Source organism: Arthrobacter sp. TmtSoilC51, from assembly GCF_055388015.1.
Genome location: NZ_AP035877.1, coordinates 4,891,115 through 4,906,598, shown reverse-complemented (window position 1 = coordinate 4,906,598; position 15,484 = coordinate 4,891,115). Strand labels below are relative to the sequence as shown.

Sequence of the window (15,484 nt, the reverse complement as noted above, 5' to 3'; positions counted from 1 at the left end):
AAGTAATGCGCAACACTGATAGTGCCCCTTATTCCTCGTGATAAGGGGCACTATCTGTGCACAAACCCGCAGTAGTCCAGCGCCCGGAGCGTAGCCTTGAAGCGGACGCCAGCGCCGCCGTCGTACGTTTTGATCCTGCGACGAAAGGCGAGCCGCCCCTTGAAGGCTGTAGCGGAAATGTTCACCATGGGTCCGGGAAACAAGGACCATCACCCGGCTCTCCGCTGCGCTGTAGGGGTATTCGTTCCGCTGATTACGCTGACCCTGATGGGGCGGTTGGACCTGGCCGTGTTTGCCTCGTTCGGTGCATTTACTGGCATCTATGGCCGCAACGAACCCCACAGCGTGCGCTTACGAAGCCAATTGCGTGCCGGCGGTTTCATGCTGCTGATCATTTTGTTGGCCACGCTCATGTCCCGTGCAGCGCAAGCATGGGGCATTGAAGGTGCCACGTATTCGTGGCTCCTTACTGCTGCAACCACCCTTGTTGCGGGCGGGTGCTCGGTGGTGGTCGCCGCATGGAGGCTGCGGCCAGGCGGCTCCCTCTTTCACATCTTCGCCTTCGCTGCAATCGCATCCATCCCTGCGCAGCCGCCGCTGTGGGAGGCCATGCTGGTCGCAGTAGGGACCACTCTCTTCTGCCTGCTGATCGGCATGTCGTCCCGGGTGCTCAAGGGGCACAGGACCCCATGGAAGCGGCCGCCCCGCATCCGTCACACCGCGCTCGAACGCCGGGCAGCTTGGTTGGAGGGCGGCGGATACCTTATTGCCGCAGGCCTTGCGGGGACCATCGCGACGGTGGTGGGGGAGCGGCTCGGCTTCGGGCACACGTATTGGGCGATGGTTGCGGCAGTGGTTCCGTTGGTGGGGCATTCGACGCGCCACCGTGTAAGCCGTGGCGTACAAAGAATCGCCGGAACGGTGATCGGATTGGTGCTGCTTGCCGGCATCCTGTGGCTCAATCCGGCGCCGTGGGCCATGGTCCTGGTGATCGCAGCTTGCCAGTTCGGCGCCGAGATGTTTATCGCCCGGCAGTATCTGGTGGCGCAAATCTTCGTGACGCCGCTTGCCCTGATTGCCACTTTGCTGGCCGCCCCTGTTGATCCCGGCCTGCTGTTGAGGGACCGCATCATCGAAACCGTGATCGGTGCCGCCGTCGGCGTTGCCGTGGTGATGGCTCCGGCCCTATGGCGGCGGGCGAGGGCAACTGCCCCGGCTGGTTGGACTTAAATCATCAGTACACATATAACTAGATAGCCAAGATAGTTACTAGGGAATGTGTGGAGAAGACGATGACAGTCGCGCTGAGTGAACCAAGTTCCACACCAGTGGCTGAGAACACCGTGGATGTTGCCGCGGAACCGCTACTCCCCATGGGGCCCGTACATTGCGGTTCACACATGGCGATCTCCGCAGGACCCGCCTACGACTCAATGCAGTGGATCACGGTTGAGCCGGTCTGGCCGGAATGGTCTTGCAGTTGCGGATTCAGAATGGACATCGACGCCATGGATCCCGTCAGCGGCGTCTGGTTGGCTGCTCTTCGCCGCCAAAGCCTTCAACATGAGCTGGCTATCTCCCAGAACACCCTCGCCTTGGCCTTCAAGAAGGCAGTCGATGCCGGAGTCGACCCCCGCGCCCTTGCCGAAGCAGCGGGGCTGCCGGCTGGAGAGATCGAATCCTTTCTGCAGTGACAGGGGGCAGGGCTACGTACGGGTGCTCCGGTTAGTCCTCCAAGGCGCTCGACGCCGGTGGAGGTGTCGGTGCGCTGGGGCGATTCATTTCCGTAATCCCGTTGGTAGAACGAGGCCCTGGGGGTTCGAAGCCAGGATGCGCAGGGCATCCCTGGCCACGACTCGATCATCTTCATCAAGCATGAGCCAAGAGGGATGAAGGGGATCCAGCAATGCGGTGTGGAGTGTCAGGGCACGGCTGCGGTCGCTGCCCTTAAGTTCTGCAACCATCTGCAGGGGGTCGTGAATGGTTGCCGCCAGGACCGCGGCGTCATCGAGGTGCCGACGCCCATCACGGGAGTCTTCCCTAAATGCTGCGCCCTTCAGGACCAAGGCGCCAAGCGAGTTTGGAATGCTGATAGTCACTTCTTCATTGCCTGTGTTGATATGGCAGTAGATGGTGCGCTGCAAGGCCTGGGTGCCCGCCGGGAGCCTGAAGATGTCGCGCCCGCCAAGGCGTTGCGGAGGCTTGGCGACTCCATGGTCAGCGATCAGGACATCCACTTGATCTTGGCCGCGGACAAAGCGGTGCGCGGGGGCGGATTTATCGATGGAAGGTTGCAGTTCATAGCCGAGTCTGCCTAACGATTCGGTGACCTCGGATGCGGTTACAGCCCCGGTTTCGACATGAAGGACTATGTCCACATCGGCTGTCGGCCGGGTTACCAGCAAGCCAGCGGCAGCCGCATGCAACTGCACCATAAGGCCACCCACGAGCGTCCATTTGGTGGCAGGTAACTCCCTGGCAAGCTCCACGCACTGTGGCCACGGGCTTCCCCAGCCTCCAACTGGCGCGGGAATGACGAGACTAGTCCGCTTGCCGCGATCCTGGCGGTTTTCTTCACCCATTTAGCAGCTCTTCAAGGACGCGCGTGCCAGCGGAACGCTCCCGGGTAGCCAAGGAATCCATGAGGTCCACCGCGATGGCGGCAAGGGGAGGCATCTGCTCCGCGAGTGGCTCAGTGAAGGTCGTCTCCCGGATGGTTACGTTGCCGTTGGGATCCTCGACCATGCCTAGCGCAGCGGCAAGCCTACTGCCGTCTCCCGACGCTGCGTATCCGTCGAAGAATCCTCCTCCACCGGCGAGCCCGAACCGGCCTCCGATCTCGTTGTTGCGCATAGCGGATCCTGCTGTCGGTATCAGTGCTTCCTGAAGTGTGTCGATGGCAGTCGGCGTTGCCCGAAACCGTTTCACTTCCGCTCGATTCCTGGCAAGTTGCTGAACTTGTCCGGCGGAGAGATCGCGCAGGCGACGCCTCAAACGATACCTGCTGGCCGATTCTATCCAGGGCGCTTGGTCCCCGGATAGCAAGCAAAGCGCAGCCCATGCGGTCTTCGGCGTCCACAGTCGACCCGAGCGTTTCCCCAAATCCAGAGTGCGATGCAAGGACGCGGGGTCAATAAGAATCGTGTGGCCCACTATGTCGCCGGTAAGGCGCCCGGCCTTCAGCATTTTACGCACGGCGACATCGCTGACTCCTAGTCGCCTGGCGGCCTCTTTGGTGGTGACAGCATCCATGCTTAAAGGTTCTCAGAAAATAACCATTTTGTATATACTGAATGGTTTTCTAATCAGAACCATTCTGCCCATTCTTCGGTCACAAATCCCCCGCAGCAACCGGAATGGGGCCAGCGTGGACAGCTCGGTTACGCTGCTCCGAGTTACACCACATCGCACGCTAGGGGTTATCAACGATGCTCACCTCAGCTGTCGACGACGCGCCCCGACGTCGGCCGGATCCCGCTGCCCGGAAGGCCGCACCTGAACGCGGGGCCTTCGGAACTGCTCTGGGCGCGTTCGCCGTCGTCACCATCGCAGGAATGCTCGCACTTGTCTTGCACGCGCTCGGTCAGCATTCGCCGCGGTTCGGCCCTGCGTTTGAAGGCTGGGCTGCCTCGACCGCCGACTCGCCCTTGGCGGCGGCCAGATGGTTCCTGGGCGACATGACCGAGCCCCAATTCTACAAATCAGAGCTGGCGGCATGCGGCTTGCTGGCAGGGGCCCTGTTGGCTTGGTGGGCTGTCTGGCGAGGCAAACACTGGGCCGGCCAGCTGACGTATGGCACCGGCCTGTGGCCGTGGGTGCTGACCTCGGGATCCCTTAGCCTGCTGCTGTCCAACGTGGTCTTCGGGCGGATGCTCGACGACGGATGGCAGCCCACGTTTGTGCCTTTCGTATGCGTGGCTCCCGCCGTGGTCCTGATGTATGGACCTGGTTGGCGGACCTGCGTGACCGGCGCCGTACTCGGGGCATTCACCATCACGCCGTTGGCGTTGCTGCTGATCCCAACGGTCGCCGTGCCGCTGGGACTTCAGCCTGTAGTGGCGAACGTCCTTGCCATGTCCCTCGGATCAGTACTGGCTTTCCTCGTTGCCCGGAAATTGCCATGGCTTGAACTTCGCAAGTGGGCTCCACAGGCGCAACCCAGCCAGCCGCCGTCGGGCGGTAACCCTGTCCTCAAAGACGCCCTGTGGACAGCCCGAAGGGTCCTCTCCGACTTCACCGAGACCCAGTTCTTCGCCAACGAGCTCGCCAGCGCTGGCGTGATCCTTGGCGTCGCAATGGCGTTCGTGCTGAATCCAGCGCTGCCGTCATATGGCTCCGCCCTGGTTCCGCATATCCTGTTCGCCCAGGCCCTCACTTCGGCGATCGGCGTGGTCCTTTGGCGGCGTTGGTACCGCAACGGTGGGTGGGCGGCCACTTACGCATCGCTCGTCTCGGTGGCACCAGCCGCCGTGCTCGCCTACGACGGCTCGTGGCAGGGCATCATCGGCGGCGCATTGCTCGGAGCCGTGCTTGCCCCTCCCATTGCCAGGGCGATTTCCGCCCGGCTGCCGGAGGGCTTCCATCCGGTCATCGGCAACACAGCGGCCATGGCAATTTCGACGGCGGCTACCCTCCCACTGCTGGGTCTACTGCCCCACTAGTTCAGTCTGCGACGAGCAGCGCCTGCGGCGCCGCCTGCTTCATCCGGGTTTGCAACCAGCTCAGCTGGATCCCGGTTTCTTTGTGACACTGTTCGACGACGGCGAGGAGCCCGGCGTCGCGGAGCGCGGATCCGGCTTGATTCACCACAGTCCACGTGACGTCCACCAAGCTTGCCAAGACGTACAGGTCCTGCAGGTCGCGAAGGAGGCCGACAGGCCCGCTCCGGGTTTCTGACAAGCCGTCGGCGTGGAGCCTCTCGGGCTCGTTGTCGGATGTGTCCTTGCCGTATCGCTCCACTACGGGGAGGAGGAGTTCCCCGTGCTGGTCGCATTGCTTGGCCAAGGTCTGGCAGAGGAAATGTATGTCGGGTTCCGAGCCATGGCCATCGGAGACCTGCCGGAAGGACTCAGCCAGGGTGGCTTCGCCCTGGTGCAGCAATCCCAGGTAGATGTTGAGGTTCATTGTTGCTGTCCTGCCTGCCGTGAGGCGGTGGTGTTGGGTGCCGGAGCGGGTCCGTCGCCGTCCCGGATTTTCTCCACTTTCACCGCGGCATTCTTGAAAAGCGGCTGCTTTGATACAGGATCCCACTCCGTGATGGTCAGCTCGTTGGCTGCAGTCCTCGGCGAATCCTGGCCGGGACCAGCAGGGCCGGATGGGCCTGCCGAGTCCCAGTATCCGTAGTGGAAGGGCGCAAAAACCGTTCCGGGCCGGACGCCACTGACTCGAGCAGGTGCTTCAATAAGGCCTCGCCGGGACGACACGCGGACGATGTCGCCCTCCCTGATCCCTAGGGCGGAAGCGTCTTCGACGGAGAGCTCCACCCACATCCGTGGCGCGGCCGCGTTGAGTGCCCGGGCACGTCCTGTCTTGGTCCTTGTGTGGAAGTGGTAGGCCGTTCGCCCAGTGGTGTACCGGAGCGGGTAGTCATCATCCGGTTCTTCGTGTGGAGGGTGGTACTTGGTTGTTTTGAGCCATGCGCGGCCCTCGGGCATCTTGGCTCGGTAGGGCTCCGGCTCCACCTCGGCGCCGGTCAGAAGATCGTGACCGTAGTTCTCGCAGTAGTCGGGGTCGCTGGGAAAAACCCCATCCGTATAGAGGCGCGTGGTGCCATCCGGGTTTTGCTCATTGCAGGGCCACGGGATCCCGCTGCCACCACGGAGTTTCCCGTAGCTCAGCCCGGTGTAGTCGCAGGGCCGTCCGCGCGAGCATTCCTTCCAGGCTTCGAAGGCGTCTTCCGGACCCTCCCATGCCAACAAGGGGCTTCCGTCCAGCTTGGTGAAGCCCATCCGTTTGGAGTAGTCCAGGAAAATATCCAGATCGCTGCGGGCGTCTCCTGGTGGGTCCACGGCTTTGTCAGAAAGATGGACGACGCGGGAAGCGTTGGTGAACGTCCCGGTTTTTTCGCCCCACGCTGCGGCGGGGAGGACAACGTCCGCCATCCGGGCCGTTTCGGTGAGATACAGATCCTGCACCACCAGGAAGAGTTCCGGCTTGGCCAGAATCTGCCGGATCCGGGGCAGCTCCGGCAGGGAAACCGCTGGGTTGGTGGCCGAGACCCACAGGAACTTGATGGATCCTTGCTCGGCATAGCGGAAGATCTGCATGGCGTGGGTTGGCGGTGCCCAGTGGGGGATGATCGCGGGATCCACGTTCCACAGTGACGCCAGTTCTTGGATGTGTTTCGGGTTGTGCCAGTTACGGAAGCCCGGAAGGTCGCCGTCGGCCCCACATTCCCTGTTATTCTGTGCCGTCGGCTGCCCGTTCATCTGCAGGACGCCGGCTCCGGGCCGCCCGAGCATGCCGCGCAACAGGTGGAGATTATTGACTTGGCAGGAGGACGCTGTGGCCTGGGATGACTGGTAGAACCCCTGCAAAACGGTGGAAAGAACCCGCTCCGAGGTGCCGAAGATGTGTGCGGCCTTCCTGATGTCCTGGGCACTGACGCCGCAGACCTCGGCCGCGGCCTCGGGCGTCCATTCCTCCACAGTGGACTTCAGCTCTTCGTAGCCGATCGTGTGGTCCTGAATGTAGGCGGGGTCCTCACAGCCGTTCTGCAGCACTTCACGGATCAAGGCGTGCATGAGCGCGAGGTTGGTGCCTGGCCGCACTGCCAGATGGACGTCGGCATAGCGCGCGGCCTCAGTATTCCTCGGGTCGACACACACCAGTTTGGGCGGTGTGGATCCTGAAAGGCGGTCCAGGATGCGGGCCCAGAGGACGGTCTGCGTTTCGGGCATGTTGTGGCCGTAAAGAAAAATAGCATCGCAATTATCGATGTCCTCGTAGGCGCCTGGCTGTCCGTCTGCTCCGAAGGTTTCTTTGAGCGCGGACGCTGCTGTCGCGGTGCACAGGCGGGTGTTTCCGTCCATGTGGGGCGTCCCGATACCGGCCTTTCCGATCACGCCCAGGGCGTAGTACTCCTCAAGGAACAGTTGGCCGCTGGTGTAGAAACCATGGCTGAGCGGACCCTTCTCCTTCAAGAGTTCAGTGCTGCGTTCCACGATCCGATTCATGGCCGTGTCCCAGTCAGTCGCCACTAGTCCGCCGCCTTCACGGATCAACGGTTGCGTGAGCCGGTCCTCGTTCGAGACGCCTTGCCAGCTCGCGAAAAGTCCTTTTGGCCCGAGGCGTCCTTTGTTGATGCGGTCTTCCGCGCGGCCGCGAATGCCCACCATGACGCCGTCCTTCACGGCAATGTCGCAGCCGCAGCCATTGCTGCACAGCACGCAAGCGGACTGGACCCAGTGGTCAACATCGCCCTCTGTGAGGCCTTCCATGAGGGCGTAATCCACGCGGGAAGGCCACTCATCTTCCCGTTGGAAAGGGGTCCTTGTGCCCCATATATCGGTAATGCGATCCGCCATGATGCCACCCCTTCGTTCCTGACTGGCCCTTCGTAACAGGATTATCAGGATGCTTATGATCAGTCCAGAGTGCCTGTGCCGTGGGGATAAGCAACAGGAATTCTTGATCTTTTCCTGAGCAAGTGTTGATGGATTGCAGGATTGGTTCTTGATCCGGGCCCGGCAAAGTATTTCTTGTCAGCCACTCAGGGCCGGCAAACGAAACGGCCGGCCGGTAGCGGTGGCCTCCCGAAAGGATATTGATTCCCATGGCCATCAGCCTCAAGACCACCTCCGGCAAAGTCCTCGCTTCCGTCGCATTGCTCGGCACCGCAGCCGCCGTCGCCGGCATGGGAACCTACGGCGCGTTCACGTCCTCCACCTCAGCCAGCCAGCAAACCACCGCCGGCACCGTCACCATCGCGCTGGGCACCGGAGCGAACAACACCCTCAACGTCCCGGTGGCAGGACTCCTGCCCGGAGACAAGGTCGAAAAGCTCGTCACCCTGGCCAACACCGGCAACTCGGACCTGAACAACGTCACCCTCACCACCTCCGCCGGCGCCACCGCCTCACTGCTCACCACCGACACAACCAACGGCCTGCAGCTGACCATCGAGAACTGCTCGGTTGCCTGGACCGGCGCCGCAGCCCCCTACACCTGCTCCGGCACGAAGACCACCGTCATGGCCGCCGCCCCGGTAATCACCGCGAACAAAGTCCTGAACAACCTGACCGCCCTGACCGCAGCCAAGACCGACTACCTCAAAGTCACCACCGCATTCCCCACCACGGCGAATGACACCTTCCAGGGCGCCACCAGCACCATCGCCTTCGCCTTCACCGGCACCCAACGCACCGAAACCACCAGGTAACACCAGCCCCACAAAAGCCTCACCACCTAGCTTCAACTCACCCAGCTTCAAAACAGAGCCCCGCCGGGCCTGGTCGGGCGCCCCCCTGCCCGATCAGGTCCGCCGGTATTTCCTGAGCCAGACTTGAGGCTTTCCCGCAAGAAGCCTGAGCCAGATAGCCCAGACTCTCAATCAGAAGATTCCAACATCGGAAGGAACGCCAGGACCATGAGCGCATCGACCAGCATCAGCGGACCCGCACTCACTGGCCGGCGTTCAGCGGAGGCACTCAGGACGACCGCCGTCGAGACCCCCGAGGAAGCCGCCGCGACTCCAGGCGCGTTCCGTAGGATTGCCGGCAAGACAATGAAATTCTTCGGTTTCGCCATGTTGGCTATCGCAGCCTTGGTTTTCCTGTTCCTGGCGATCGGGCCGCGGGTACTGGGCTATCAGACCTCTACGATGCTGACCGGGTCGATGGCGCCCTTGATCAACCCGGGAGACGTCGTCGTCACCGTTCCGACGCCGATCACGGACGTCAAGGTGGGCGACATCATCACCTACCACATCCCGGTGGAAGACCAGCGGGTGGAGACCCATCGCATCACGGAGATCACCACCACCGCAGATGGTGGCGTGGCTGTGCAGACCAAGGGCGATGCGAATAATGGCATCGATCCCTGGATCGCCACCCTGCAGGGGAAAACGGTGGACAAGCAGATCGCCACTATCCCTTACATCGGGAATGCAATCCGCGCCCTGCGCGAACCCCTCGTGATGAACATCCTGATGTACGGGGCGCCCGGGATTCTGGTCCTGGGGATGCTCGCCTCCATCTGGAGCAAGGACCCCAACAAGTCGACGCCGGAAGACGCCGCGCAGACACAAGCAGCCAGTGATGAGTGAAGAAGCAGAGCGTCAGATTCCGGCCCTCGAACCCTGCAGGCTGCAGGCTCTGGCCGATGAACTGGGAGACTCTACTCCGGCGTTGCGCTTCCTCTCCACCTACCTTTCGATGTTGCCGGGCAGGCTCCTGAGGATCTCCAACGGCCTCTGCGAACACGACGCAGACGCCAGCATGGATGCTGTGCTTAGCCTCAAGATCTCCTCGGCAATGGTGGGAGCGCTTGAAACCGAGGACCAATGCAGGGCGATCGAGTCCATGATCCGCGAGGACCACTTCGACTACGCTGTCCAGGCTCTTCCGGCGCTCCGGCAGTACACGGACCGTTGCTATGCGGCAGGGCCGCAGCTCTTGGGCAAGGCCCGTGAGTCGCTTCACCCGCAGCCCGGGAAGCTGGGCCCGCGCAACAGTTAGCGTCGTGCCGGGCGGTTATCGATCCAACGCCCGCACCCCTTCAGGACTTTTGACCTGATGCGGCACCAGGAACAGCGCCGCGACGGCCAGCACTCCCGCTGCGGCGAACACGTAGAAGCCGGCAGGGTAGGCAATGTTTGCAGCCACCAGGGTTCCCGTAACCGCCGGACCGACGATCGCGCCAAGGCGGCCCACGCCGGCAGCGAACCCAAGCGCCGTTCCGCGGAGCCTTGCTGGGAACAGCTGACTCACCCAGGCGTAAACCAGCACCTGCGAGCTGAAGACAAAGATACCCGTGACGAACACCGCGGCGTTGAGCAGGAACTCGTTCTGGATCTTCACGCTGAGGACGGCCAGGAAGACTGCCGAAAGCCCGAACCACAGCAGCACGATCTTCTTGGTCCCATGCCGGTCGGCAAGAATTCCCGCCAAAACCAGCCCGGCCACGGCGCCCAGGTTGAGGACCAGCAACAGCGTCAGGCCGGTGCTCACGGTGTAACCGGCAGCTGCCATCAACTGCGGCAGCCACGTGTTCAAACCGTAAACCAGCAACAACCCCATGAACGACGCGATGCCGATTCCCGCGGCCACCAGCGGATACGGCTTCTGAAGGAGGTCACGGAACCCGGTCTTTTGCTTACCGTCTGTGGAATGCACGACGCCGGGACCCGCCTTTGCCGGTTGGTCCGCCTGTGTCGGGACTGCTTCGGGAAGGGACTCCGGCAGTTTCGCCCACAGGAACGGCAGGAGTGCCAGCCCGGCAACGCCGCCAATGATGAACATGAGCCGCCAGTTGGGGACCACAAGGATTGCCAGGAACGCAGTCGCCACAGCGCCGACGTGGTAGCCAGTCATGGTCCGTGTGGTCGACTTTCCCGCTGATCCCGCCGGTGCGTAATCGTTCATGTACGCGAGTGCGGCGGGAAGGCAGGCGCCCAGCCCAAGGCCGGCCAGCAGGCGAAGCATCGAGAAAACCGCGACGTTGGGGGCGAAAGCCACGCCAATCGTGAACAGCGAGAAGCCGGCCACGCAGGCAATCAAGAGCTTCCGTCGGCCGAACTTATCGGACAGCGGGGCGATAAAGAGTGCCCCAAGCCCCACTCCTACCAAGGAGATAGTGGCAGCGAAGGTGGCTCCGACGGCGTCAAAGCCTATATCACCGGTCTTGATGAGCGTTGGTATGACGGTCCCCAGGACTACGAGGTCGAAGCCGTCCAAGACCATGGCTAGCCAACACAGCCAGACTGGCCATTGTGAGCGGCGGGCAGATGACGTCGTTGGCATAGCGTCCTCGGGATTTCTTCTTTGAGAGTGGATGCGGCCAAGCAGAACGGCCGGTCGGTTATGAGAGTTGTATCACCGTCAGGAGTAACCTGCAGCACGTTCTACCATTGAATGGAAGGCGTCGCCTTGGCGTCTGGTTGCAGACAGGTATCTAAGGAACGCATCGTGGCCAACTCAGCATCGGGTGACTCAGTGGTAGATCGCGTAGTTCGGGTTATTGAGGCCTTTCCTGAAGGCGCGACCTCACTGCAACTGACCGAACTCGCCGACAGGTCCGGCCTCCCGTTGTCTTCCGCCCACCGGCTGGTCCGGCAACTCTCCGGGCACGGCCTACTGGAACTTGGTGCTGGCGGGACCGTTCGTCTTGGGCTGCGGCTGTGGGAGCTCGTCAATCGGAACTCGCCCACCTTGGCGCTCCGCCAGGCGGCCATGCCCTTTATGGAAGACATCCAGCAAGTCCTCAACCAGAACGTGAACCTCGCCGTGCTTGATGGATGGGAGGCCCTGTTCGTGGAGAGGCTTTCGCGCCGGGGCTCGGTTGCCAACCGCGCACGCATCGCCGGGCGCATGCCAGTCCACATTTCCTCCGCCGGCCTGGCGCTGATGGCACACCAGTCCCGCGAGTTGCAGGGGGAGTACCTCGAACAGTTCCAAGACCCGGCAGGAAAGGTGACTTCCGACGTCGTTCGGCACCTACTGGCTGAGGCCGCGCAGCTGGGCTATGCCCAGCTGGCGGGCGTCGTTGATCCTGACACCTGGGGCATTGCCGTGCCTGTGATGAACGGCAAGCGGCGCACAGTCGCGGCCCTCGGCGTGGTGGTGCCCTTGGCCGAGATGCGCCTGCAGGCCCTGGTTCCGGCGCTACAGACTGCTGCGCGGGGAATAGGCAGGCAACTAGGAGACTGAAGTCAGGATTCCGTTCAACGGAATTCATGTAACACCGGTCACGCAGCGCACGCCACACTGATTTCAGACTCATCCTGTCCCCAGCGGGACCGCAACGAAGCGAGGAACACCATGGCACGCAATATCGTCACCACACAGGTCGCCATCATGGGTGCAGGACCCGCCGGCCTCATGCTCTCCCACCTGCTGGCTAAGCAAGGCATCGACTCAGTGGTGGTGGAGATTCGCAGCCGCGAGCAAATCCACCAAACTGTTCGCGCCGGCATCCTGGAGCACGGCACTGTCAACCTGCTGGTGGACTCCGGTGTCTCGGACCGGGTGCTGCGCGAAGGTGACCGGCACGATGGCATCGAGCTACGGTTTAACGGCGAAAGCCACCGCATCAACTTCAAAGAGCTGGTGGGCGAGTCCGTGTGGCTCTACCCGCAGACGGACGTTTTCGCCGACCTCGCCGCGCGTCGGGAGGCCGACGGCGGCGACGTCCGGTACAGCGTCACGGACACCACCGTTCACGATCTCGAGGGCAAGCCCAAAGTCTGGTTCACTGACTCCGACGGCCAGGAGTTCGAGATCCAGGCCGACTTCCTCGTTGGCGCCGATGGCTCACGCAGCCACTGCCGCTTCCAGATCCCCGAAGCCAACCGGAAGTGGTTTTTCCATGAGTACCCGTTCGCCTGGTTCGGCATCCTGGCCCAGGCACCGCGCAGCTCCGACGAGCTGATTTATGCCAACTCCGAGCACGGTTTCGCCCTGATCAGCCAGCGGACCGAGGCGGTGCAGCGCATGTACTTCCAGTGCGACCCCAAGGAAAACGTGGCCGATTGGGACGACGAACGCATCTGGTCCGAGTTCCGCAAACGCGTCAACGGCAACGGTTTCGAGCTCAACGAAGGCCCGGTCCTGGAAAAGATGGTCCTGCCGTTCCGGAGCTTCGTCCACACTCCCATGCGCTACGGCAACCTCTTCCTTGCTGGCGATGCCTCGCACACCGTCCCGCCCACCGGCGCGAAGGGCCTGAACCTGGCCATCCACGACGTCAAGGTGCTCTTCGAAGGCCTCGATTCTTTCTACTCCAACGGCTCAACCACGATGCTGGATTCCTACAGTGATCGCGCCTTGGACCGTGTGTGGAAGGCGCAGCACTTCTCCTACTGGATGACATCCATGCTGCACACCGTTCCAGGCGCCGACGATTTCGACCGGGCCCGCCAGCTCGGGGAACTGCACTCCGTGGTTTCGTCCGAACACGCCAAGGCGTACTTGGCTGAGTCGTACACGGGCTGGTCGACGTCGCGGTAGACCTGTTTGCTCTACTTCCTTTGACGGGTCTCCACTTCTTTGTGGGGTCTTTATGTTCTGAGGGGTGTGTGGTGGTGGTTGCGGCGTGGTGTTTGGTGGGGGTCGATGTGTGGTGGTGGGGTGAACCAGGGCACGCCGGTGTTGGTGGTGATGGTCCAGTGTTCTTTGTGGATGAGGTGGTGGTGGTGGCTGCAGAGCAGGGTGCCGTTTTCGGTTCCTGTGGTGCCGCCGTGTGACCAGTAGGTGATGTGGTGGGCTTCGCACCAGGGTGCTGGCATGGTGCAGTCGGGGAAGGCGCAGCCTTGGTCCCGGGCGGTGATGGCTTTGCGGATGTGGGGTGGGAAGATCCGGGTGGTGCGGCCGATGTCCAGGACCCGGGATTCGGTGCCGAGCAGGACCGGGATGATGTCGGCGTCGCAGGCGATTTTTCGAATGGTGTTGGGGTGGATCGGGCCGCTGAACGTGGCGGCGCCGGAGCTGGGCCGGGTTCGTTGCGGGCCGGGTTGATTCGTGGGGGTGTTGGCCGGGCGGGTTCGGGTGTTGGTTGCGCGGGTCGGGGTGTTGGCCGTGTTCGTGAGTTCCTGGAGGAGGTCGTGGTGGTTGATGGTGACCATGACCTGGGGCCGGAGTCCGCCGTTGGCTGGCAGCTTGCCGGTGGTCAGGGCGACACCGCAGGCTCCGACGAGGCCGTCGAGGAGTTTCTGCGCGCGGGAGCGGCGGTCCAGGTCCGGGCTGGCTGATCCGTTCCGGTCATGACGCTGACCGGCAGGCTCACCAGCTTGGCCGCCACTGTTCGTGCCCGGCCCGCCCGTGTCCGGCCCGCCCGTGCCCGCTTCGTTCGTGCCCGGCCCGCCCGTCGTGTGGTTGTCCCCGGTGGTGTCGCCGTTCCCGGTGTCGCCGTTGCCGGTGGTGAGGCGGGGGTTGGTGGCGGTGTTCATGGCGGTGGTGAGTGTTTCGTATTGTTCGGTGGTGGCGAAGATTTCCAGGTGGTGCAGTCCGTTGCGGGGTTTGCGGATGAAGGTGCCTTGGAGTTGGCGGAGGGTTTCTTCGCTGGGTTCGGGCCCGTCCTGGTCGATCGAGTCGGTCCAGCGTTTGGCTATTTTGAGGACGAAGTCGGGATCGGATTCACGGGCGGTGGTGGTCAGGGCTTGTTCCATTCCGGCGAGGGTGTCCTCGTCGGTGAGGAGCTGTACTTTGTCCAGGGCGGCGCTGATGATGGTCGCTGAGCGGGTGGGTATCTGCGTGGATTCGAGGGCCTTGGCAAGGATTTCGCGGCGGGGCGGGATGTGTTGTCCGGCGATGCCGACGCGGGGGAGCGCTTGGGCTGCGAGGGCGAGCCGGCGCCTGGCTTCGGCGATGCCGATCCTCAGGCGGGCGCGCAGGAATTCCGCGGCGTTGCGGTACCCATCATCCACCACCGCGGCAGCATCCGCCGACCCAACAGCAGCGGACCCAACAGCAGCGGACCCAACAACGGCAGGCCCAACAACGGCAGGCCCAACAGCAGCGGGCCCAGCAGCAGTGGCCCCAACAACGGCAGCCGAGTCCGGGCCCGAGGTTGCGGTCCCGGCCCCGCGTTCGCGTTCAAGTTCGGTTGTGGTTTCGGTCCCGGCTTCGTGTGCGGTCCCGGGTTCGGTTGTGGTTTCGGTCCAGCCTGTCCGCCATCTGGTGCCCGCGGCGGAGGAGTGTGCCTGCTGGGCTTCCTGCCGGGTCCGTTCCACCGCCTGGGCCGCGACCACCTGAAGGTACTCCACGGTCCGGGCGATCTCCTCCACCCGCCCGGCGAAGTGTGATGCCTCAACAAACCCGAACAGCCGGGCTTCAGTGGCGGCCATCCCGCGTGGACCTTCCAAAGCAGAGACCAGGGTTTCCATGGCGCCGGCTAGTGAAGGCGGGGTGGGCTCTGAGTGCACGTGTTCATGGCCGGTGCCTGGTTGGGCCGGACTGGCGGTGGCATCCAGGGTTTCATCCGGGACGGGTGGGGAATGCGGTGCACTCCTTATCGACTCGAGCCCGCGAAGCAGCTCAGCGCGTCTGGGATTATCCGCTCGTGTCAGCATCGACGTCGAACTCTTGGATGCCATGGCGAGCCGGGTAGGTGCTCCCATGCTCCGCATCCTGGCCCGGGAGAGGGCAGCACCGTCACCGGAGGCTACCGCCCCACGTGCCGCGAACTGCCCAACCCTTTCCATGAATCAACCCTCCCACCAGGGTCTGACAGTAATGATGGAATTGGCTTGTGTTGCGGTGTGACTCTGCCTCCGACTGACGCCCTTGTGGTTTGTCTTCAAAATGATCTGTCCGCCGTGACGCAGGCT

The 15,484-nt window shown here is 62.9% G+C and carries 14 protein-coding genes; 8 read left to right on the top strand and 6 right to left on the bottom strand.

Annotation, left to right across the window (positions count from 1 at the left end; genetic code table 11):
* Positions 1-159 precede the first annotated feature (159 nt).
* Positions 160-1,230 carry an FUSC family protein gene (locus ACZ5G6_RS22450; protein ID WP_498688270.1) on the top strand — a complete coding sequence of 357 codons (1,071 nt, stop codon included), beginning with the start codon at positions 160-162 and terminating at the stop codon, positions 1,228-1,230.
* A gap of 98 nt (positions 1,231-1,328) precedes the next feature.
* Positions 1,329-1,694, top strand: a complete 366-nt coding sequence (locus ACZ5G6_RS22445; RefSeq protein WP_223934994.1) for a hypothetical protein — start codon at positions 1,329-1,331, stop codon at positions 1,692-1,694.
* 84 nt (positions 1,695-1,778) lie between these two features.
* On the opposite strand, the gene ACZ5G6_RS22440 is transcribed toward ACZ5G6_RS22445, so the two are convergent.
* Positions 1,779-2,582, bottom strand: coding sequence for a hypothetical protein (locus tag ACZ5G6_RS22440; protein WP_498688268.1), 804 nt, complete (start codon positions 2,580-2,582; stop codon positions 1,779-1,781).
* Positions 2,575-2,853 (bottom strand): hypothetical protein, encoded by a 279-nt coding sequence (locus ACZ5G6_RS22435; RefSeq protein ID WP_498688266.1) that lies wholly within the window; start codon positions 2,851-2,853, stop codon positions 2,575-2,577. The genes ACZ5G6_RS22440 and ACZ5G6_RS22435 overlap by 8 nt, the downstream gene beginning before the upstream one ends.
* A gap of 575 nt (positions 2,854-3,428) precedes the next feature.
* Between ACZ5G6_RS22435 and ACZ5G6_RS22430 the strand changes: the two genes are divergently transcribed.
* On the top strand, positions 3,429-4,661 hold the full coding sequence (locus ACZ5G6_RS22430; protein ID WP_498688265.1) for a hypothetical protein: 1,233 nt from the start codon (positions 3,429-3,431) through the stop codon (positions 4,659-4,661).
* 1 nt (position 4,662) lies between these two features.
* Here the strand turns inward: ACZ5G6_RS22430 and ACZ5G6_RS22425 are convergent, their stop codons facing one another.
* Together ACZ5G6_RS22425 and ACZ5G6_RS22420 are read right to left on the bottom strand one after the other, a co-directional pair.
* A complete protein-coding gene (locus ACZ5G6_RS22425) occupies positions 4,663-5,124 on the bottom strand; it encodes a hypothetical protein (protein ID WP_498688263.1) in 462 nt (153 codons plus the stop codon).
* Complete coding sequence (locus ACZ5G6_RS22420) at positions 5,121-7,526, bottom strand: molybdopterin oxidoreductase family protein (RefSeq protein ID WP_498688261.1); 2,406 nt, start codon at positions 7,524-7,526, stop codon at positions 5,121-5,123. Before ACZ5G6_RS22420 ends, ACZ5G6_RS22425 begins: the two co-directional genes overlap by 4 nt.
* 248 nt (positions 7,527-7,774) lie before the next feature.
* On the opposite strand from ACZ5G6_RS22420, the gene ACZ5G6_RS22415 reads away from it, so the two are divergent.
* The 3 genes from ACZ5G6_RS22415 (at position 7,775) to ACZ5G6_RS22405 (ending at position 9,677) form a co-directional block, all read left to right on the top strand.
* A complete protein-coding gene (locus tag ACZ5G6_RS22415; RefSeq protein ID WP_498688258.1) occupies positions 7,775-8,380 on the top strand; it encodes a TasA family protein in 606 nt (201 codons plus the stop codon).
* 207 nt (positions 8,381-8,587) lie between these two features.
* Positions 8,588-9,265 carry a signal peptidase I gene (locus tag ACZ5G6_RS22410; RefSeq protein WP_498688256.1) on the top strand — a complete coding sequence of 226 codons (678 nt, stop codon included), beginning with the start codon at positions 8,588-8,590 and terminating at the stop codon, positions 9,263-9,265.
* Complete coding sequence (locus tag ACZ5G6_RS22405) at positions 9,258-9,677, top strand: Hpt domain-containing protein (RefSeq protein WP_223934986.1); 420 nt, start codon at positions 9,258-9,260, stop codon at positions 9,675-9,677. The genes ACZ5G6_RS22410 and ACZ5G6_RS22405 overlap by 8 nt, the downstream gene beginning before the upstream one ends.
* A 15-nt stretch (positions 9,678-9,692) precedes the next feature.
* Here the strand turns inward: ACZ5G6_RS22405 and ACZ5G6_RS22400 are convergent, their stop codons facing one another.
* Entirely contained in the window at positions 9,693-10,961 is a 1,269-nt protein-coding gene (locus ACZ5G6_RS22400) for an MFS transporter (protein WP_498688254.1), read from the bottom strand.
* Positions 10,962-11,126: 165 nt separating this feature from the next.
* On the opposite strand from ACZ5G6_RS22400, the gene ACZ5G6_RS22395 reads away from it, so the two are divergent.
* Positions 11,127-11,867: an IclR family transcriptional regulator gene (locus ACZ5G6_RS22395; protein WP_498688252.1), complete on the top strand. Its 741-nt coding sequence runs from the start codon at positions 11,127-11,129 to the stop codon at positions 11,865-11,867.
* 111 nt (positions 11,868-11,978) lie between these two features.
* Positions 11,979-13,166 (top strand): 4-hydroxybenzoate 3-monooxygenase, encoded by a 1,188-nt coding sequence (locus ACZ5G6_RS22390; RefSeq protein ID WP_498688250.1) that lies wholly within the window; start codon positions 11,979-11,981, stop codon positions 13,164-13,166.
* 50 nt (positions 13,167-13,216) lie between these two features.
* On the opposite strand, the gene ACZ5G6_RS22385 is transcribed toward ACZ5G6_RS22390, so the two are convergent.
* Complete coding sequence (locus ACZ5G6_RS22385) at positions 13,217-15,358, bottom strand: DUF222 domain-containing protein (protein ID WP_498688248.1); 2,142 nt, start codon at positions 15,356-15,358, stop codon at positions 13,217-13,219.
* Positions 15,359-15,484: the final 126 nt, after the last annotated feature.